The sequence below is a fragment of the Streptomyces sp. G-G2 genome, assembly GCF_030063135.1.
Lineage (GTDB): Bacteria > Actinomycetota > Actinomycetes > Streptomycetales > Streptomycetaceae > Streptomyces.
This window is the reverse complement of the sequence record NZ_JASISO010000040.1, coordinates 1-20,166: the sequence shown is the minus strand read 5'-3', so window position 1 is coordinate 20,166 and position 20,166 is coordinate 1. Positions and strand designations below refer to the sequence as shown.

The 20,166-nt window shown below is 71.2% G+C and carries 12 protein-coding genes and 1 pseudogene; 4 read left to right on the top strand and 9 right to left on the bottom strand.

The features are described 5' to 3' along the window. Nucleotides 1-128: 128 nt before the first annotated feature. Both QMF80_RS27580 and QMF80_RS27575 read right to left on the bottom strand, forming a co-directional pair. Nucleotides 129-1,976 carry a glycoside hydrolase family 15 protein gene (locus QMF80_RS27580; RefSeq protein ID WP_283458027.1) on the bottom strand — a complete coding sequence of 616 codons (1,848 nt, stop codon included), beginning with the start codon at nucleotides 1,974-1,976 and terminating at the stop codon, nucleotides 129-131. 549 nt (nucleotides 1,977-2,525) lie between these two features. Then, on the bottom strand, nucleotides 2,526-2,765 hold the full coding sequence (locus QMF80_RS27575) for a chaplin (protein ID WP_283458025.1): 240 nt from the start codon (nucleotides 2,763-2,765) through the stop codon (nucleotides 2,526-2,528). A gap of 649 nt (nucleotides 2,766-3,414) precedes the next feature. On the opposite strand from QMF80_RS27575, the gene QMF80_RS27570 reads away from it, so the two are divergent. Then, a complete protein-coding gene (locus tag QMF80_RS27570) occupies nucleotides 3,415-4,821 on the top strand; it encodes a molybdopterin-dependent oxidoreductase (RefSeq protein WP_502962933.1) in 1,407 nt (468 codons plus the stop codon). Continuing rightward, nucleotides 4,818-5,369 (top strand): hypothetical protein, encoded by a 552-nt coding sequence (locus tag QMF80_RS27565; RefSeq protein WP_283458023.1) that lies wholly within the window; start codon nucleotides 4,818-4,820, stop codon nucleotides 5,367-5,369. Before QMF80_RS27570 ends, QMF80_RS27565 begins: the two co-directional genes overlap by 4 nt. Here QMF80_RS27565 and QMF80_RS27560 read toward each other — a convergent pair. Next, the gene (locus tag QMF80_RS27560) at nucleotides 5,339-6,016 is read right to left on the bottom strand and encodes a class I SAM-dependent methyltransferase (protein WP_283458021.1); all 678 of its coding nucleotides are present in this window, start codon (nucleotides 6,014-6,016) and stop codon (nucleotides 5,339-5,341) included. The two genes, QMF80_RS27565 and QMF80_RS27560, sit on opposite strands and share 31 nt — an antisense overlap. A gap of 737 nt (nucleotides 6,017-6,753) precedes the next feature. Between QMF80_RS27560 and QMF80_RS27555 the strand changes: the two genes are divergently transcribed. Further along, the gene (locus QMF80_RS27555) at nucleotides 6,754-7,107 is read left to right on the top strand and encodes a VOC family protein (RefSeq protein WP_283458019.1); all 354 of its coding nucleotides are present in this window, start codon (nucleotides 6,754-6,756) and stop codon (nucleotides 7,105-7,107) included. Nucleotides 7,108-7,311: 204 nt separating this feature from the next. Here QMF80_RS27555 and QMF80_RS27550 read toward each other — a convergent pair whose 3' ends face one another. The 5 genes from QMF80_RS27550 to QMF80_RS27530 all read right to left on the bottom strand — a co-directional run bounded on the left by QMF80_RS27550 (nucleotide 7,312) and on the right by QMF80_RS27530 (nucleotide 16,113). Then, entirely contained in the window at nucleotides 7,312-8,580 is a 1,269-nt protein-coding gene (locus QMF80_RS27550; RefSeq protein WP_283458017.1) for an ATP-binding protein, read from the bottom strand. 365 nt (nucleotides 8,581-8,945) lie between these two features. Then, nucleotides 8,946-10,691, bottom strand: coding sequence for a nickel/cobalt transporter (locus QMF80_RS27545; protein ID WP_283458014.1), 1,746 nt, complete (start codon nucleotides 10,689-10,691; stop codon nucleotides 8,946-8,948). Then, a complete protein-coding gene (locus tag QMF80_RS27540; protein WP_283458012.1) occupies nucleotides 10,688-11,938 on the bottom strand; it encodes a tetratricopeptide repeat protein in 1,251 nt (416 codons plus the stop codon). The genes QMF80_RS27545 and QMF80_RS27540 overlap by 4 nt, the downstream gene beginning before the upstream one ends. Nucleotides 11,939-12,140: 202 nt before the next feature. Next, nucleotides 12,141-13,649: a DUF4331 domain-containing protein gene (locus QMF80_RS27535; RefSeq protein ID WP_502962935.1), complete on the bottom strand. Its 1,509-nt coding sequence runs from the start codon at nucleotides 13,647-13,649 to the stop codon at nucleotides 12,141-12,143. 976 nt (nucleotides 13,650-14,625) lie between these two features. Continuing rightward, nucleotides 14,626-16,113: a glycosyltransferase 87 family protein gene (locus QMF80_RS27530; protein ID WP_283458008.1), complete on the bottom strand. Its 1,488-nt coding sequence runs from the start codon at nucleotides 16,111-16,113 to the stop codon at nucleotides 14,626-14,628. A 1,024-nt stretch (nucleotides 16,114-17,137) separates the two neighbouring features. Here QMF80_RS27530 and QMF80_RS27525 point away from each other — a divergent pair. Further along, nucleotides 17,138-17,255, top strand: a pseudogene (locus tag QMF80_RS27525) (IS5/IS1182 family transposase); the annotation flags it as partial. Between the two features lie 335 nt (nucleotides 17,256-17,590). On the opposite strand, the gene lgoX reads toward QMF80_RS27525, so the two are convergent. After that, a complete protein-coding gene (gene lgoX, locus QMF80_RS27520; protein WP_283458006.1) occupies nucleotides 17,591-19,558 on the bottom strand; it encodes an L-glutamate oxidase LgoX in 1,968 nt (655 codons plus the stop codon). Between the last annotated feature and the right edge of the window lie 608 nt (nucleotides 19,559-20,166).

The following is a 20,166-nucleotide window of genomic DNA, read 5'->3' as shown; positions in this document are numbered from 1 at the left end:
GCGCCGGACTCGCGCGACGACGTCTGACGCCTTGGACGGACACTCCCGGCGCCAGGCGTTGTCCCGGAACCCTTCACCGGGGCGTCCGGCAGATCGGCCCGCGGGTGGGAGGGGGATCCGCCGTAGTGTCACCGGCTGCTGTCCGGGCGGGCTCCCGGGGATGGTCCGTGTGCGGCTTCGGCGGCGCGGATGGCGTGGGCCGCGTTGATGAGGCCGATGTGACTGAAGGCCTGGGGGAAGTTGCCGAGGGCTTCGCCGGTGTGCGTGTCGACCTCCTCGGGGAGGAGGCCCACGTCGTTGGCGTGGGTGAGGGCGTTGTCGAAGACCTGGCGGGCGCGGGCGGTCTGGCCGGTCAGGGCGAGGGCCTGGGCGAGCCAGAAGGTGCAGAGCAGAAAGGTGCCCTCGTCGTGGTCGATGTCGTCCTCGAGGTACCGGCGTACCAGACCGCGGGAGTCGCTCAGCTGCCGGGCGATCGCCTCGACGGTGGAGAGCACGCGGGGGTCGTCGGCAGGCAGGAAGCCGACGAGGGGCAGCATCAGGGCGGACGCGTCGAGGCGGCGGCTGCCGAAGGCCTGGGTGAACGCTCCGGCCTGCTGGCTGAATCCCTCGTTCTCGATGGCGTCGCGGATCTGCTCGCGTACGTGCCGCCATTCGGCTACGCGGTCCTGGGCGCCCAAGGCGGCGGCGAGGTCGACGGCCCGGTCGAGGGCGACCCAGCACATGAGTTTGGAGTGCAGGAAGTGGCGGCCGGGTCCGCGGCCTTCCCAGATGCCCTGGTCGGGGTCGGCCCAGTGGCGGGCGGCCGCTTCGGCGCACTGGCGGAGGAAGTCCCCTACCGGCGCATCCAGTGGAACGTCGTGCGGGAGGGTCTGGTGGGCAGCGTCGAGGAGTTCTCCGTAGACGTCGAGCTGGCGTTGGCGCCAGGCGTCGTTGCCGATACGGACCGGGGTGCTCCCGCGCCAGCCGGCCAGGTGCGGCAGGATGCGTTCGCTGAGGTCGCGTTCGCCGCCGATTCCGTACATGACCTGGAGGTCGGCGCCTCGTTCCAGTTGTGTCGCGGCGGCCTGGGCGAGGAAGGTGAAGAAGTCGGTCTTCTCCTGTCTGCAGGTGGCGGTCGCGAGGGCTTGGAGGGTGAGGCTGGCATCTCGGACCCAGGTGTAGCGGTAGTCCCAGTTGCGGGTACCACCGACGCTTTCGGGCAGTGAGGTCGTCACCGCGGCGACGATCGCTCCCGTCGGCAGGTAGGACAGGCCGCGCAGGACTCGTCCGCTGTGGCGGACGTGCTCCTGCCAGGGGCCGGTGTAGGCCTCGTGGAGTCTGGACCAGGAATGCCAGCTGGCACCCGTATCGCGCAGGCGACGGCGGATCCGCCGCTGGGACCACGTCTCGGGAGCCGGGCCCCATGCCGACGCGGCACTGAGTGCGAAGGCGTGGCGGCCCCCGGCCTGGAGGGTGATGTCAGTGCGGGCCGTCGATCCGGTCTGCTGGAAGGTGAGGTCGGTGGCGAGTGTGAGGGACTGGGCTCCCCCGCGGGCCAGCAGCCCGCGGCGTGTGGGGGTCATGACGGGCCGGATCAGACCGAATTCCGGTCGGGGTGCGTACTCCACCGTGATGTCCACCTGCCCTCGCGTGCAGGTGATGTGCCGCAGCAGGACTCCCGGTGAGGACTGTCCCATGGCGTGGCCGCGCTCCCGTCGGCCCAGGGCCATCGCGTCGAGGAGCACTACGGTGCCGGTGGGGGTGCGGAAGGTCGTCTCCAGGACCAGGGACTGCGGCAGGTACCGGCGGCTTGCCTCTGCGGGGCCCGCCGGGCGGATCGAGAAGTGGCCTGCGTCCGGGTCCAGCAGCCTGGCGAAGACTGCCGGGCTGTCGAAGCGGGGCAGGCACAGCCAGTCCACCGAGCCTTCGGTGCTGACGAGCGCCGCCGAGCGGCAGTCCGAGAGCATCGCGTAGTCGCTGATGGGCCGCTCGCTCACGTTGGCGTCTCCCTCAGCAGGCAGTTCGGCGCGGCCCCGCGAGGTCGACAGGGCTGCTCCGGTGGGGTCGAGTGATCCATCATGAGCCGCAGGGTCCGATCAGCGGTGCGGGACACGAGAAATGTCCGTGTTCATCGTCGGGTGCGGACCCTGGTCAGGCTTCGGTGGAAGCGGGGCCGGTCGGGAGGGGTGCAGCGGGGCCCGGGCCACGGCTGGGTCTACAGGTGCCACCGAAGGCACGATGCCCGTCTGCGGCGTCGGATGTCGGATCGTCCTCCGGATGGCGGTCTGTACTGGCCTGTCTGCCGCTCGCGGTCGGGAATCGGGGGGAGCGGCGTTGTCCGGTTCCGTTGCCTCGCGTCGGTGCGGGGGTGAGGAGCGCGCGGGTGGCGGCTGCCGACTGCCGCCGCCCGCACGCCGGTCCTCGCGGGCACGGCGGGTGCGGTGCGGAACGACTGCTCGCTCAGTGCCGCATCCGGTCGGATCATCCGGCCCGTTCCACCCCGTTACCGGCGGCGGTCCGGACACTTATGCCCCTTTTCGGGGTGGTCAGGCGTTGATGCAGGTGTTGCCGAAGGCGGGGTTCAGCAGCCCGATGACGCTGATCGTGTTACCGCAGGCGTTGACCGGAATGTGGACCGGGACCTGGATCAGGTTCCCGGAGAGCACGCCGGGAGAGCCGATGGCCGCTCCCTGGGCGCCGGCATCGGCGGAGGCCAGGGAGGCGCCGCCGATCACGACGGCTCCGGCGGCAAGGACGAGGGCGGCACTCTTCAGAACGTGCGACATGCGATGTCTCCTTCATGAACGGGTGATCGGCCCGCCCCGGGTGGGGTCGTGCCGCACGGCCCGGCCTGGGTCCGTACCTTGCTCTTCGTCATGATCGGCAATGCGGTTTGGTCGCGCGGGGGTTCTTCACTCGGGCGGGTGAACCAAGCCCTCCCGTTCGCGCCCCGTGCCGTTTCGGCAGCGCCTGGTCCCTGCCCGAGTGGTGACCGGCTGGCCCGGCAGCCAGGTGTGGGCATGGATAGGCGGTCCTGCGGCGGTCGGCGGTGGTGCCGAGAGGGGCGGCGGAGTCGTCGAGGTTGTGGCGCAGGTTCTGCCCGGAATTGCTGATGACGCGTCCGTGCGTGCACGGATGGGCCGAAGCGGCGAAGACCATCCCAATGGCGGCAACTGCGCTTCCTCGCCCCGGAACTCGATGCTCCGATGCCCGGCAGCCAGTCGCTGATGCCCGCGGCCGGTCAGCAGCGGCGAGCCAGCGTCCCCTCCGCCAGGCGCCCCGGAGCGGCGCCGGGTGTCTCCTGGCGGGCCGAAGGGCCTGAAGGCGGCGTGGGGTCTGGCGTGTCACCGGGCGGCGGGTGTGGGGGTGAGGGATGTTCACCTCAGCGCGCCTGTCCGATGGGCCCGGAATGCGACTGATGTGGAGATGTCTCGAATGGATGCGAGTGACAAGGTGCCGGAGCAGCCCCCTGCCGGACCCGCAGGCCAGCCTGCGCCCGCCCGCCCCGCACCAGCACCAGCACCAGCACCAGCACCCAAGGGCCCGTCCGTACTGACGCGGATCAGAGGACAGGTACAGGCGGCCGCGGCCGCGGGGCCGCCGCCGGGTCCCGCGCGGCCCGGGTTCTGGCGCAGTCCGCTGCGCGGGCCGTGGCTGACGGGTGTGTTCGGGCTGGTGCTCCTCGTCGGGGTCACGGTGCTCTTCGTGACGGGACTGCTGTCGTACGCCGCCTACAACCCCGACCTCGCGCCGCGCAACGACCAGACCCCGGACAAGGGCTGGCTCGGCTTCTACCTGTTCACCTGGCCGACGTCCCCGTACTGGCTGTACCGGCTGACCCAGGGCACGCACACCGTGCTGGGCGTGGTCCTGGTGCCGGTCCTGCTCGCGAAACTGTGGTCGGTGATCCCGAAGCTGTTCGAGTGGCCGCCCCTGCGGTCCGCCGCCCACGCCCTGGAGCGGCTCTCGCTGCTCCTCCTGGTGGGGGGTGCCGGTTTCACGTTCGCCACCGGGATCCTGAACATTCAGCTGGACTACGTCTTCCCGGGCTCCTTCTACACGCTCCACTTCTACGGCGCCTGGGTCTTCATGGGTGCCTTCGTCGTCCACGTGGCCTTCCGGTTCCCCCGCGCCGTCCGCGCGGTGCGGGCCGGCCGGCTCCACCAGCCCGCACCCGATTCCGAGGAGGCCGCCGGACTCGTCTCCCCCAACCCGGCCGCCCCGACGATCACCCGGCGGGGCGCGGTGGCCATGGTCGGCGCCGGATCCCTCGCGCTGCTGATGGTGACCGCGGGGCAGAGCATCGGCGGCTGGTGGCGCAGGACCGCCCTGCTGGCCCCGCACGGCCGCGATCCGGGCTCGGGCCCTAACGGCTTCCAGGTCAACAAGACCGCCGCTTCCAGCGGGATCCGCCCCAGCGACATCGGGGCCGCCTGGCGGCTGACCGTACGCGGCGGCGGCCGCCAGGAGGTCCTGACCCGCGAGATGCTGCTGGCCATGCCCCAGCAGAAGTCCGCCCTGCCGATCGCCTGCGTGGAGGGCTGGTCCACCCCGGACCAGGACTGGTCCGGGGTCCGCCTGAGCGACCTCGCCGCCCTCGTCGGACTCGGCACCGACACCCCGCAGGTCCTCGTCGAGTCGGTCCAGCGCGGCGGATCCTTCTCCTCGGTGGTCCTGGCCCCCAATCAGGCCCGCGACCAGCGCTCCCTGCTCGCCGTGCGGGTCAACGGAGCCGACCTCTCCCCGGACCACGGCTACCCGGCCCGCGTGATCGTCCCCGGCGCCCCCGGAGTCCACAACACCAAGTGGGTCACCCGCCTCACCTTCGGAGAGCCCGCATGAACCCACCGACGAGCCGCCCCTCCCCCAGCCCGGTAGCCGCCTTCCGCCACCGCTACGGCGCCTCCCCCCTCCACCTCCTGCTCACCCTCGCCTCCTTCACCCTGGCCCTCTACGCGGGCATCCGCCTCCTCAAAGGCAACACCATGGGAGTGGTGATCTGGTTCGTCGGCGCGGCCCTCCTCCACGACCTGATCCTGCTCCCCCTCTACTCCGTCACCGACCGCGCCGCCCAGCTCCTCTTCCGAGGCGAATCCGCCACGGGCACGGGCGGCGGCAGGCCACGGCCGGGCGTCAACCACCTCCGCGTCCCGGCCTTCGTCTCCGGGGTCCTGTTCCTGGTCTGGTGGCCGCTGATCCTGCAACGGGGCGGCCACTACACCGCGTCCACGGCGCTGGTCGCGGACGGCTTCCTCGCCCGCTGGCTGCTGATCACCGCCGCACTCTTCCTCGGCTCCGCGACGGTCCTGATCACACGGATCTGGCTGCGCCTGCGGCCCGAGCGCAAGGAGATCCGCGCTCAGGCCCGGGCGCGCAGAGCCACGAAGTGACGATCGCCCGCAGGACTGGTCCACCGCTCCGCCGCGGACCACCCGGACTCCCCGGCATGCCGTTCCAGCGCCCGCACGCCGACGGTCGCCCAGGAGAACACCGGGCCCGCCGCCTGCCCACCGGCGTGCAGGCGGACCCGCCGCCGTTCATCCACCTCGACAGGCGAGGTCTCCACGATCAGCAGCCCCACCGGGCGTACGAGGTCACGGATCCGCCGCAGGAGCCGCAGCGGATCACCACCGATGCCGATGTTCCCATCGATGAGCAGCGCCGTGTCCCAGCGCCCCTCGTCCGGCAGGACGTCGAACACCGACCGGCTGGCGGCCGCGCCACCCCGGCACACCGTGGAAATGACGGCGGTGGGACACACATCGATCCCCAGCACATGGTGCCCCCTGCGAGCCAGCGCCTCGACGAAACGGCCTGCCCCACAGCCGATGTCCAGGACCCGCCCCGAGCACCGCTTCACGACCGCCCGGTCCGCGGCGTCCGCTCGAGCACACCAGCGCCGGACGTCCAGGGACAGACACCAGCCCTCCGCGTCCCGCAGCGTCAGGCTGCCACCCGACGCCCCGATCGCCTCAGCGTAGAAGCGGCTCTTCCACGGCTCTGGCGGGCCTGCCTGCACCGATGCGACGGTACTCACACGGACTCCCCACGAACACTCGCGGCTCCCCCGCGTCAGCACACGCGGTGATCACCCTGCATGCTTCGCCGCACGGAACGCCTTCGCACGGCCAGCAAGGAACAAATCACCTGAACGGCCCCCCTCCCGGTCACCCTGAGACCAACCAGACATGCCCCAGCGGATCCCCTGTGCCTGAGCGCGGGCAGGCGCAATCCCCGGACCCGCACCCGCACCCTCACCCTCACCCTCACCCTCACCCTCACCCGCACCCGCACCCGCACCCGCACCCGCACCCGCACCCGCACCCATGATCAGGTCACTGGTTTCTGACCACCTGGGCAACCTTGTCCAGCGCGCCGACGCACCCCCCTGCCCCGGGCTCGGTCATCGCACCCGGTCGGGCCTCCGCCGGGTCCCCGACAAGCACCGACCGCTCGGCTGGCTGACGCGCTTGTCCCCCGCGTGAGGGCCTCTTGGGCCGAGCGGGGCGACCGACCACGTGGCGACCGCGCGTTGACGGGCGGTATGGGATCGCCAGCTTGCTCAGTTCGACAGGTCCCGCGTGTTGCGTCGCGTGTGCGGCAGCCACGCCCGGGTACGCTCGGTCACTGAGCGATTCGGTCGTAGGTCCGGTTCCTTACGAGGTCCGCCAAGGATCAACGCCCCCTGGCGCGACTCGTACTACTGCCGGAGGCGCCGTCGTGACCGAGGTGTTCACCAGGCCGAGTTCACGACGCGGGAACCGGAGACATCACATGCGCGCAAACCGGATTACGGCCAACCTCCGGGTGGCCGACATCGGCGAGGCGAAGAGTTTCTACACCGACTTCCTCGGGCTGAGTACCGAGGAGTTCACCATGGGGTGGGTGGCCCGCTACACCTCCCCCGAGACCGGCGCGCACCTCCAACTGGTCACGCGTGACGCCACCGCACCCGAGGATGCGGTCGTCTCCGTGCACACGGACGATGTGGAGACGGCCTACGCGCAGGCGCAGGAGCTGGGCTTCGACATCGTCCGCCCGCTGACCACGGAAGCCTGGGGCGTGCGCCGCTTCCTCGTCCGCGCACCGGACGGCAACGTCGTCAACATCGTCAAGCACCACCCCTGACGCGAACGCGTGCTGCCGCACCTGACCGGCTGGCGCGGCAGCACGCGTTCGCGTCAGGGGTGGTGCAGGGGGCTGGAGGCGGCTTCGAGCTGCGCGTCTCACTGAGCGGCTTACCAGGCCCGCGTCTCCCGATCGACGGCGTCCTCGGCCAGGTTCATCTCCCCTTGGCCCTTGGCCCTTGGCCCTTGGTTCACGATCACGGGCCTACAGACGAGCGAATCTCTCGGTCTGCTCGGCGAATTGCTGTGCCATGTCGGTACTGACCGTCGCGTGTGTGCGGTGGACGGTCTCCAGATAGTCATCGGTGGTCGGCCGGGCGCGGATGCCGGTGTCGCAGGTCCGCTCGAACACCGTCTGGGAGACGGTGCGAGCGACGTGGGCGATGTCCGCGGGGGTGAACCCCGTGCTGGCCGCGGCGAGCGCCACGACATCGGCGTCTGCGCCGACGCGTGCGAGGTAGCTTTCCCAGAGGGCGGTTCTGGCCTTGAGGTCGGGCGGGCCGATGGGCATCACATAGTCGAAGCGGCCGTGGCGCAGGAAGGCCGGATCGAGGCTGGTGACGTTGTTGGTGGCGCAGATGAGCAGCCGTCCGTCGCGGGTGCGGAAGCGGACGATCGCTTTGAGGAGTTCGTTGACGATGCCGACTGCCGTCGCGTCGGCTCCGCCCCGCTCGCCGGCGACTTCTTCGACCTCGTCGATGAAGACCAGGACGTGTTCGAGTCGGGAGATCTCCTCGAAGCTCCGGCTCAGTCCCGCCGCGAGCCCGTACTCGGCTGCGAGCCGGGCGGGGAACAGTTCGAGGAACGGCCAGCCGAGACGACCGGCAACGGCATGCGCGAAGGTGCTCTTGCCGGTCCCGGGAGGGCCGAACAGCATCACGGCCCGTGGCAGCTCCACTCCGTGCTCGGCGGCCAGCTCCGGTCTGGCCAGCGGGAGCACCAGACGGCGTTCGATCAGCTGCTTCTCCCGCTCCATCCCCGCGACCTGCCTCCACAGACCGGTGGGCGGCAGCTCGGCGCCGATCTCCGAGAGCACACTGACCTCCTGTGTGATGGCCGGTGCACGCTTCTCGAAGAACACCAGACCGGAGCGGTCCTCGAAGCCGCGGTTTCGCAACGCGACGGCTCCGGTCTCGTCCTCGGGCAGGATCGCGTACAGGGTGCGTACGCCTGCGTCGAAGAGGCGGCGCTCCAGCGCGGCGAGGAGGGCGCTGCCGAGTCCCCGGTGTCGCAGGGAAGGCGTCATGCAGATCCGCAGGATCCACGCCCGATCGCCGTCCACCCTGCTCACCGCGGCGCCGATGACCAGGCCGTCGGCGGTGGCGATGACGGCCGGATGGAGAGCTTGGAGTGCGGCCACCGCATCGGAGAGCCGGAACAAAGCGGGTTCCCCCGTGGTGCCGCTCTCGCCGTCCAGGCGCACCAAAGCCTCAAGATCGTCAGCCGTATAGTCCCTGACCTGCCAGCCTGTCATGATCAGCTCCGAAGGTACGCCCCCTCCCGTTATCCCATCATCGACGGGCGCCCGCCGTGGGACGAATCGCGCACCGCGCACCGGTGTGCCCCCGCGTGAGCCGAGTGCCGTCCCACAGCCGTGCCGCACGCCCACCTGGCCGCGCTGAATGTGAGTGGCGCACCGGCCACCAGGCGGGCGACGTACCGGCCACTACGACGGACCAGCCGCGAGCCGAGCCGGTGTCGGCGGCAGGGGCGGGAACCGTCGAGCGGGCGACCTCACGGACCCGGGGTGCGAGCGGCAACCGGGCGACCGGCCATCGCGACCGCAGGCCGCGGCCTGCGCCGAGCGCGGCGCCCGTCGGCGGGGAGCCCGCCGGAGTCTCATCCGCTTCCCGTCGCTGCCCGCACGGTCAGACCGAATCCGACGACGATGACGAGAAGGGAGGTCAGGACGGGGCCGGCGCGGGCGATCCTGCGCAGCAGGGCATTGTCCCGCAGGGCGTGGGCGCGGTGGTGGGTTTCGATGCGTTCGCGTAGGCGGACGAGGAGGAGGCCGGCGAGGGTGAGCGTAACGGCCATGCCGAGGCCGTAGCCGATGACGAGGAGGATGCCGAAGGCGGTGCGTCCCAGGGCGACCGCGCCGAGCAGGACGACGAGCGCGGAGGGGCTGGGGACGAGGCCGCCCGCGATGCCCACACCGATGAGGCCGGCCTTCCCCTGGCGCCGGTCGGCTTTCGGCTCCGGTGAGGTGGCCGGTTGGGGAGAGACGTGTTGTGCGGGAGGGAGCGTGACCACGCTGCCGGTCGCGTGGGGCTGGCCGGTCGTGGCGCTGCGCCGGGCAGGGATCAGTGTGCCCGGACTGAGGAGGGGGCCGTCCCCGTCGACACGGTCGTGCCCGCCGTGATGGTGGTCATGGCCGTGTTCATGGGTATCACCGTCGTCGTGGCGACGGACGTGGCCATGGCCGTGGGTGTGATCGTGGCCGTGGTGGTCACCGTGCGGGTGGTCGTGGGTGTGCCCGGGATCGTGCGTGTGGGTGTGACCGCCGTGGTGGTGGTTATGGGGGGACCTGCCGCGCAGGGCGCCGGTGAGGAGCCACAGGCCGATGCCGGTGACGAGGAGGCCGCTGGCGGCGCCGAGCCACATCAGGACGGTTTCCCCGGCGAGGTGGGTGGCCGCGGGCAGGGCGAGGCCCAGGACGAGGACGCCGACGGTGTGGGTGAGGGTGACGGTGGCACCGACGGTGACGGCATCACGACGGGTACCGCGGCGGCCTGCGAGGTAGGCCGCCATGATCGTCTTGCCGTGCCCCGGCATCGCCGCGTGCGAGGCTCCCAGTACGAGGGCCAGGAACAATGCCAGCAGGCCGACCGGAAGGGTGATCTCCCGGGCCCCGACGAGCGAGTCGAACACCCTGGTGACCTTGCTGAGCAGGCCGGCGATCAGGTCTCCGCCGGGGATGTCGGCGACGGCTGGGCCAGGGCCCGTGCCCTGGCCGGGTGCGATGCGCAGCTTCGCGGTGTGCTGGTCGAGCGGAGAGGCGAGGGGGTCTTGGGGATAGGCGCGCAGCTCGCTGGTGGCCGAGAGGGCCGGCACGTCGGACTGGATGATGTGGACGCCTTGTGCGGTGGCGGTGATCTCGCGCCAGCCGATGCGCTGGGTGTCGTAGCCGGTCCGCACGCTGATGTCGGCCGGCTTCGCGAGCCCCATGGGGGCCGTGAGGCCGCAGGTGAGCCTGCTGGTCCTGAGGCCCGCCTCACCGGGCTGGTAGCCCAGGACGGCCGACGTCGCCGTCCAGGTGGCGTCCCCGCTCCCGGCGCTGACGTGGAGTTGCCGCCCCAGGACGGCGCAGGCCGCCTCGGCGTAGGTGTGGGCTTCGATGTCGCTGGCGCTGCCGTCGTGGTCGCTGTCGACGAGGGCGCGTTCCTGAAGGGCGGAGATTTCGGCGCGGTCGACGATGATCCGGGCGTCGATGCTGTCGGGGTGCAGGGTGAGGCCGGTGTGGTAGTTGACCGTGAAGTTGCCCAGCGGGTGGGCGCTCGCGGCGGGGCCGGCGACAGCGCCCGCGGTGGCGGCCAGCGCGGTGGCGGCCAGAGTGGTCAGGGTGCGGCGCAGGGCGTGGTTCATGGGGTGGTGTCGATTCGCTGGAGCAGGGCGCGGGCGGCGTCGGCGTGCAGGGGATGGAAGCCGGGCTGGCGCAGTGCTTGGTTGAGGTCTCGGCGGGCGGCGTCGGGGTGGCCGAGTGCGTGCTGGATGGCGGCCCGGTGGTAGTGGTAGAGCGCGCTGCGGGTGCCCAACGACAAAGCCTGGTCGGCCTGGGCGAGGGCCTCGGTGTCGCGGCCGGCCCGGTGCAGCGCCCAGGCGTAGGCGTCGTGGACGGCGACGAACGGCCGCGCACGCAAAGCCTCTTCGGCCAGGGTGACAGCCCGTTCGGGGCTGCCGTGGTCGCCTTCGAAGAGGATCGCGTCGGTATCCGCCGTTGTTCCGGTGGTTTCGCGGATCCGGTCCTGGGCGCGCAGGACGGCGTACTGGGCTTCGGCCTGGCCGCGGTGGCCTAGGGACTGCTCCAGTTCGCCCAGGCCCAGCAGGTAGTGCGGCAGCGGAGCGATCGCGATGGCCGCCTGGTAGTCGGCGACGGCCTGGGCCGTGTCGCCCAGCGCCTCGTGCACGCGGGCCCGGGCCTCCAGGAGCGCCGAGTCGCCGGGGGCGGCCCGAAGGCCGGTCTGAGCTTCGGTCAGGGCCCCCCGGGTGTCGCCGTCCTGGAGCGCCAGTGAGGCCAGGACCGCATGGGCGAAAGCGGATTCACCCGGTGTAGCAGCCGCGGTGAGGGAGCGGCGCATCAGGTCGCGGGCCTCGGCGGTGTCGCCCTTGAGCTCGAAGGCGTAGGAGGCGCGGGCCAGGGAAGCGGCGTCGGGGCGCAGGTCCGTCATCTTCTGGACGGCCGCGTCCGCTTCGGCGTAGCGGCCCAGCTGGGTGTACGCGTCGGCGAGGACCCCCTGGGCGGAGGCGCTGTAGGGATCGCTGGTCGTGGCCCTGAGCGCCCAGTCCAGCGCGGCGGGAAAGTCGTGACGGGCCGCCGCGAGGGCTCCCGTTGCGATCTCCGCGTCCGCGTTGTCCTTGCCCTGTACGGTCAGCGAGGTGCGCAGGGCCTTCTCGGCGCGGGCGTAGGTGGCCGGGTCGGCTGTCGTACGCCCTTGCTGTACGTACGCCATGCCCAACGCCGCCCAGCCCCCCGGGTCCTTCGGCAGGCGGGTCACCCGCGCCTGGAGCGCCTCGATGGAACCGGGTGCCGGACCGGTCGCCCGGGTGTTGCCCGATGGGCGGGCAGGCGTTGCCTCGCCCGGATTCAGGGCGACCGCGCCCACAGTGAACATGGCCGCTCCCAGAGCCAGTGTGACCGCGATGCTAACCAGCCGTCTGCGCCCCCTTGACGACGATCGCGTGGATGGGCATGCGGTGGTGTTCTGCTGCACGAAGGGTCCTCCCCGGTTCCTGATGGTGCCGGTGTCAGGGCCGGGACGTCCTGTCCCGGCCCTGACACCGTTGGTCGCGGCCCGTCCTCGGGCTGCGACCGGTTCAGCTGGTCTTGCTGCGGCGGCGCAGACGGAAGCCGCCGGCGCCGAGGAGCAGCGCACCGATCCCGCCGATCGCCGCGGCGTCGGAGGTCTTGATGGCGGGGCTCGCGGAAGCGGTGTTCTTCATCGAGGACTGCTCGGCTTTGCGCTCAGGGCCGTTGGGGCCCTGGTTGACGTTCTTGGTGTGCGGCAGCGCCACGTACGGGAAGGACGTGCCGAACGGCACCTCGTTCGTGTCGACCTTGTCGCCGGCCGCGAGGGCCGGGACGAGCACGCCGGTCTGGGCGGCGCCTTCGACGGCCTGGAGGGAGATGTCGATGACGTCATCGGCGAGGCGGCGCCCGTTCGGGAAGCCGGCCAGGTCGCCCGCGAGGACACCGAGCCGCTTGGGCTGCGCGGTCGGGGGAACCGCCGTGTTCAGGCGCAGTTCCTCGGCGGGGACGATCTTCTTGAGGTTCGCGTCCTTGTTGAGGCGGTGCGCGTTCAGGTCGGCCTTGATCGGGCCGCACACCTTGCAGATGCCGGTCAGGTAGATCTCGGCGAGGTCGTTGCGCGGGGTCGCGGGGGCCGGGATGTTGTAGACCTTCTGGATGAGCTTCGGCAGGATCGGGTCGTAGACCTTGTCGACGACCGGCCCGACCGTGCGGTCCTGGTCCGGGTTGAGGGTGTTGAAGGCGTCCTTGTACTTGAGCGGGACGACGACCTCGTTGACGAGCGGGTTGCCGAGGCGGGAGACCTGCTTCCAGTCCTTCCTGTGCTGCGCGTTGCGGGAGTCGCTGATGGTGACGCCCTCGCGCTCGGTGGTCGACCAGACGCCGATCACGGGGTTGCGCGAGTTGTTCCCGTTCAGCGCGAGCTGCTTCTTGGGGACCTGGATGGCGATGGTGTTGACGTTGTACCCGGCCAGAGTGTCCTGACCACGCTCGCTCAAGTCGCCTCCGTAGAGGAGGTCGAAGACGCGCAGGTCGGCGAAGAACGGGTCCTCAGCCTGGCCGGCGTAGGTCTTGCCGCCGCCGGGCAGGCCCAGGGTCGCCTGGTTGCGCAGCGTCGTGTAGTTCGGCATGGACGCCTTGCCGGTGCGCGACGGCGCGGCCGGCACACCCTCAAGGACGGTCCTGCTCTTTCCGTCGGTGGTGACGACCAGGTCGTAGAACTGGCGGAAGTTCAGGTCAGGGTCGTTCAGCGAGGTGACCTGGCCGGTGTTGTACAGGAACTGGTTCGCGGCGTCGCGGTAGCTGTTGCGGAAGCGCCAGGTGTAGGTGACGTCGGAGACGCCGTCGCCGTCGTTGTCGACCTTGATGTTGTAGCGCAGGTCGTCGCCGAACGCGTAGAAGTTCGGGCCGCCGTTCGGCTCCTCCATCGGGATCCAGTTCGCCACCATGGTGACGGTGTCGGCCTTGTCGGGGCTGGTGAACGCGTACACGTCGGTGTTGTCCGCGCGCGGGTCCCCGGCGATCAGGGGAGCCTCGCGGTGGCTGGAGGCCGCGCTGATGCCGGGGGCGAGGGTCATCGCGCCGAGGCCGGCGGCCAGGCCGGTGGCACCGAGTACGAGCAGGGAGTGGTCCAGGACGCGTCGGGAGCGGGGCCTGGCCTGGGGAAGCTTCACGGCATTCCTTCTGTCTGCGGACTCCCCTGCACCGCATGCGAAGGGGCATGCGGAAGGCAGGAGTGGGCTGATGGGATGGCGGTCGGCACCGCGGCGAGACGTCTCGCACTGCCCGGGCCCGCTGGAAGGGGGGTGATTCAACGGGGTAGGCCGAATTCCCGGGCACGCCACCACGCAGAAACTGCGCAGCGGTAGACAAGCACGCCGAACCGCCGCCCCGTGCACATCTCGCACCGAAAGCGCGGCACCCAGGGACGGTCCATGAGGACGAAAAGGCCGGTGGGACCCGCAAAACAGAGGGGCGGATCTCTCACAAAATTCGCCCGCGACACAGACTCCACCGAGTACGCCGAACGGGTCATCCCCCTTGTTGCAACCAATGCGCAAGAACGGTCATGCCGGAAATTCACTCCTCTGACGCAACAGGAGCGGTGGCGTCCGCGCTGAACAGCCAGAACAACCCCGCAGCAGGCCGTCCGGTGCTCTCCGGCGGACGGATCCGGGGCGGATCGCCCGCCCCTGACAACCCCCCGCATGCCGGCCATGCCGCCATTGGGGTGGCTTTCCGGGATTCAGCCCATCCGCTGATGCGTGCACTCCGAAGCAGCCACGAGGCAGCTCAGCACTCTGGACGGGACAGCGCATTTCTTGGGGAGCACCATGCGAACTCGCAAGACCGGCGCCGCCGTCTCCATCGCCGTGGCCGCGGCCCTGCCCGTACCCGCTCTGGCGTCCGCAGACGTCGGTCGCGGCCGCCCTCATGGATATCGCCCCCACCATGCTCGCCCGGCGCCCCCGATATCCAGAAGATCGATGTCCTGGCTGCCGAACTGCCGCGACCGCGCACCCCTGTGGCCGACGGACCAGAGCCACAGCACGCTCACGTCAGGGGCCTGTCGCCTCCGGGTGTTGCGGAACCCCGCGGACCGGCTTGATCCGTCCCGACCACCCGGTGGGCTGCCCGTGCCGTGCCCGTCCCCTCCCGGGATGGGTCTGGCGAGGTCTTCCGCGCCCGGATGGCGGTGGCCAGGAGAACGAGCAGGAGCGCGAGGCCGTACGCCGTGACGCTGAGCGCAGCCTGGTAGTCGAACACCGGACCGAGAATGTACACGGCCGCGCCCGCCAGTGCGATGCCCAGCCATTCCCAGCGCCCGTCCAAGGCCACGAGGGCGACCAAGAGCAGGGCGTACCAGGAGTAGCCGGGTGTGAGGAGGAAGAACGCCCATCCGGTGACCAGGAGGGCGCCGCTCCAGGGTCGTTGGGGGCTGCCGCGCCACATCACGTACAGGGCGACGCACGCCATGGCCCCGAGGAGCACCGGGAGGGCCCAGACGTCGGGCAGCGCCAGACGCAGCAGGGCGTACCGGGATCCGGCCTCGGGGTCGCCGTAGCCCTCCTCGGTCACGTAGCCGTCGAGGTAGCCGAAGACCGACCCGTGCGAGAGGAGGACGTACGGCAGGTAGGAGAGTGCGGTGAAGGCGGCGGCGGGCAGCAGGACGGCGGCCGCGTCACGCATCCGCCGGACCCCGGACAGGGCCCCGGGCAGGACGACCGCGGGCATCAGTTTGGTGGCGATGGCGGCGCCAAGGAGCAGGCCTCCGGCTGCCTTTCGGCTCATGGTCCGGGCCGCGGCCAGCCCGAGGCCGGCCACGGCCAGCAGCACGCCGAGGACGTCCGCGTGGGCGTTGTTCACCGCCTCGATCGGCACGGCGGGGCACCACGCCCAGTACGCGGCCAGGCGGAGGTCGCCGCCACGGCGCCGCAGGATCAGCAGCAGGGCAGCGGTGACACCGAGGGAGAGCAGACCGGCACCGATCTGGAACGGCTTGTGCCGGGCTCCCGAGGGCGAGAGCTGGTCCACGGCCAGGAAGTACACCTCGGCGACGGGCGGGTAGATCGTGTGCACAGCGGGCCGGTTGATGCGGGTGCAGTGCGGTGCGGCGGCTGTCCCGGTGCCGGGGATACGGGCCCGGTCCTGGCCCGCGCACGCGGCGCCCACGGGGAAGAGCCAGGGGTCGCGCAGCCGGACGAGCGCCGGGTCCTGCGGCGCGTGGTCGTACGGGGAGATCCCGGCGGACTGGACCCGGCCGTCCCAGGCATAGCGGTACGAGTCGGTGCTGGTCCGGGGCGGCGCGATCAGCCCGGTGACGGTGACGGCGACCGCCCCGGCGAGGAGCAGCGGCACGACGCGGCGGGCCTGGACCCGGCGCAGCGCGAGGACCGCCAGGGCGAACAGCGTCCAGCAGGCCCCGTACCACCAGAACAGAACGGCGGGGCCGGTGAAATAGCCGTCGTACCGGATGGTGAGGACGAGGACGGACGTGAGAGCGACGAGGGCCGTGACGGCCGGGGCGGTGCGTTGGTTCACGTCGGCAGCGTTCCAGGAACCGGCTTCGAGCGGGGCGCGGCGACCCGGACGTTCGTGTTTCGTAAGCTGATCCAACCGCCCGTCCGGTTCTCGCCAGGGATGTCCCGGCCATGCGTCTGACTGCTTCCGGCATGCCGATCACCTTGGCGGGACGGCCTGCGCGACGCCGGGACCGCGGCCGTGACGGCAGGTTGCCCGTAACGGTGCCACCCGGTCACCCGGGGCTGCACGCAGGCTCCGGAAACACCGCGATCCCGCTGCTGCTCGCGAAGCTGCGCGCGGTCTCCCCACGGCTGTTCCGTCGGGCAGTCGGCGACCGCCCTCAGCCGGGCTCGTCCTCTCAGGGCCGCGCAGCTGGTGCACGGGTCCAAAGGCTGCCGGTGTACCGTGCGCCCGCCGAGGCGGGAATCACTCGCGCCTCGCTCACCTACTGGCGGCTGACCTCGGAAACGCCCGACCGTTCACCGTCACGCTCGCGCTGACGTATCGCGGGCCCTTGGAGGGTGATCGCGCCGACTCCACCCTTGTGCCCCCGCAGGCAGGGGCCCACCACGGTGCTGCGCTGGGCTGCTCGCGATGGCGGCCGTTGCCGTGGGCACGACGGGCTATGCGGCCACGCGTACATGTCGACGGCGGGCGGCCCTGAGCAGGCCGGACAGCCGGAAACGGCTGAGGCGCACGTCGCGTCAGCCGTTTCCGGGTTGCTCTGGTCAGCGTCGCAGGTGCACGCAGGTACGGCCGGCGGCCTGCCATGGGGCGGACCGGCTCCAGGCCGCCGCCCCGGCTTCGGCGATCAGGGCACGGGCGCCGAGCCGGGCCCACCAGAAGGGTGCTCCCCGGCCGCCGTGGCCGCCCTCGACGTGGACCTCTACACATTCGTCGATGCCGACGATAGCGGCCTCGACCAGCAGGGAGCCGTCAGATGAGGCGAGTTGGGCGGCACGGCGGAGCAGGGCGGCGCGGTCGCCGCCGATGCCGATGTTGCCGTCGATGAGCAGGACCGTAACCAGGCGGCTTCCAGCGGGTGGTGCCGGAGGTGCCGTCGCGGCCCAGGGCGGTGGCCGCGACGGCACGGTGACCGGGAGGTGCTGGCCGCGATCGTGTTCGTGGCCACGTCGGGCTGCACGTGGCAGCAAGTGCCCGCAGCTTCGTTCGCCTGGAGCCCTTCAGCGGTGAGCGCCTGGAGCGGTCCTCAATGGCCCCCGCCTCCTGGGCGTCCAGGAGGCGGCCCGCGAGGTCGGGCGGGAGGTGCTGGGTGATGCGCCGTATCCGCCGCACTTCGGCCTCCATCCGGCCCGCCAGCGCTTCCTTCGGCGTCCTGATCTGCTCCTTGACGTACCCGCTCCACCGTGCGCTGACTGATCCCGAGAAGCAGAGCGACGCCCTTGGTGGCGCCCTTGGTGGCGCCCTTGGTGGCGCCCTTGGCTGATCGTGCTCGCCGAGCGCTGACCGCGCCACCGTGGCGCCGTGGCGGCCGCTACGCCGTGTGCACTTCCAGTGAGGTTCGCACCGCGGATTCGAGAGCTCCCTCGATCCACGCGGGCTTGATGGAGGTGTGGCATCCGGCGAAGTGCAGGTTGCCCTCGGCCCTTCGGACGTGAGTGAACAGCTCGGTGTGCTGGCCGGGGAGCAGTACGGACGCCTCACCGTAGGCGTACGGGTCGCGCATCCAGGACTGGGTGCGGCCGACGCCCGTGTAGAACACCTCGATGCGCTGTCCGAAGACCTCCTGGACGCCCGCGAGGGCGCGCGGGTAGCGCTCCTCGTCGTCCAGGGAGTCCCATTTCAGGGCGTCGTCCGACCAGCTGTAAGAGGCGAGGATGACGCCGCCGACGCTGCCCTCGACGGGGTAGGAGGGCTGGAACATGAAGCGGTTGGGGTTGTCCGTGGCCGATCCGCCGCCGATGACGCCGGCCGCCTCGGGCTGGTCGCGGGTGACCACGCGGCTGGCAGCGTAGTGGGCTCGCTGGCCCGCGGAGATGTGGCCCTCGGGTACGGAGGAGTGGGCGCCCAGCAGGGTTCCGTTCGCCGGGGTCTGCCCCGTCTGGTACTTCCGGTACAGGCCGGGCTGTACGGCCTCCAGCTCGCGCTTCCAGTCCGCCTCGTCGAACTCCCACCAGCGGCGGCTGAATTCGAGCAGCACCTTGGTGGCGGCGTCGTAATGCAGCTCGGTGACCGCGCGCCGCTTTCCGTACGAGAGCGCCGGGGCGATGGGGATGTGGCGCAGCCCGGAGAAGGGGACGGTGATGATGGCCGTGTCGGCGGTGAAGGTCTCGCGCTGCACGGGGCTGCCGCCGCGGCCCTCGGAGACGGTTTCGACCGTGACCTTGCCCTCGCCGTGGGTGATGCGGGTGGCACGGCGGTCGAGCCGGACGAGGTTCTTGACGCGCGCGTACAGCGCGTCGGCCAGGGTGGCGGTGCCGCCCGGCAGTTCGTAGAAGGCGGTGTCGGGGCTGATCAGCGAGGCACCGATGAAGCTGTGGACGAAGGCGAGGTGCAGGCGGGAGGTGAGGTTCTCGACGGTTCCGATCAGGTCGATGGTCCGTTCGTCGAGCCTGGCCTCCTCCGTCAGGAACCGGTACATCGACATGTGGCCGTAGCGCTGGATGACGCGGGCCCAGCCCTCGACGAGTTCCTTGTCCTTCTTGCCCTCGATCTCCTTGCGCACGGGGGCGAAGGCGTCGCGGACGATCTGTGAGGCGGGAACGGACTCGTACGCCTGCGGCACTCCGAAGGAACGATTGAGTGCCTGCGGGGCGCGCGCGTAGTCGGCGCGCCGGACGCGGATGCCGTTGACATAGATCCACGTCCGGTAGGCGGGACGGCCGGCCCCGTCCACGTCGACCAGGTGGAAGCGTCGGCGCTTGAGGCCGAGACTGTCCATCAGGCCGGTGACCAGCGGGTGGCTGTCGGGGATGCGCATCGCTCCGGCCTCGGCGTACTGCTTCGGGTCGGCGAAGGCCGGAGCCGCGTTCTCGTGTCCGCCGGTGCGGAAGGTCTTGATCCGGCCGCCCACCCGGTTGGCGTTGGCCTCGATGACCGTGACCTGGTGGCCGGCCTCGCGCAGGAGGTAGGCGGCGGTGAGGCCGGCCGGTCCGGCGCCGACGATCAGCACCTTCTTGCCGGGACGGCGCGATCGGGGCAGGCCGTTCTTCAGGAGGATGTCTACGTAGCGCGGTACGAGCGGCTGGTCCTCTTCGTCCCGTACGAGAACGGCCCGTGCGATCGTCAGGCAGGTGGCCCAGTCGGTGACCGGAACGCCGGGGGCGGCCTGCGAGATTGTGGCGGAGGTGGCGGCGACCGTCAGTCCGCCGGCGGTGGCGACGGCGGCCGCGCCGGCGATGACGGTACGGCGGGAGGGCTGGCGGGAGGGCGCCGGTGCGGGCTCGCCGGACGATTCGGGAACCTCAGGGGCTCCGGAGTTGGCATCGGGATCCATGATCATGAAACAACTCTTGCCGCCCCGCCCCGCCCGAAGAGCCACAATGCCCCCGCGCGGGCAAGGATCACCCGGACGTGCGTAGCGCGTCGCCCCTCGTTGACGAACTGGGATTCGTACGGACGGCCTTGGGCCCGGCCGCGCCTTCCCCCACAGCTGACCGCCGCCGTCCCGGCCACCAGGAGCTCCAGCGCCTGCTTCGCCTCCGGCCCCAGTAGGGCGAGCGCGGCGCCGCCGGGCGTCGACCGTCGCCAGCGTGTCCATGGCCGCACGGCGACCACCCGTCGGCCACCACCGCGTCCCGCACCACACCTCGCGGGCGCGACAGCTGACCGTCGCCCCCGCCCGCGAGATGGCGGGCCGGCCGCGACCCAAGGACGGGTCAGGGCCGGGGCAGCCGTTCCCCCGTCCGGGCGGCTGCTCCAGCCCTGATGGGACGTTGTGCACGCAGCGTGAGCCGCCGCGTGCACACCACGCAGGTGCTTTCTAGGGCCTGTTGCGAAAGTGGATCTTGAGCGGTGATGATCATGGTGTGGCGCGTGGAGATCTGACGGATGCACAGTGGGCGAGGCTGGAGCCGTTGCTGCCGGTGGGCCGCAAGCCGGGCCGGCCCC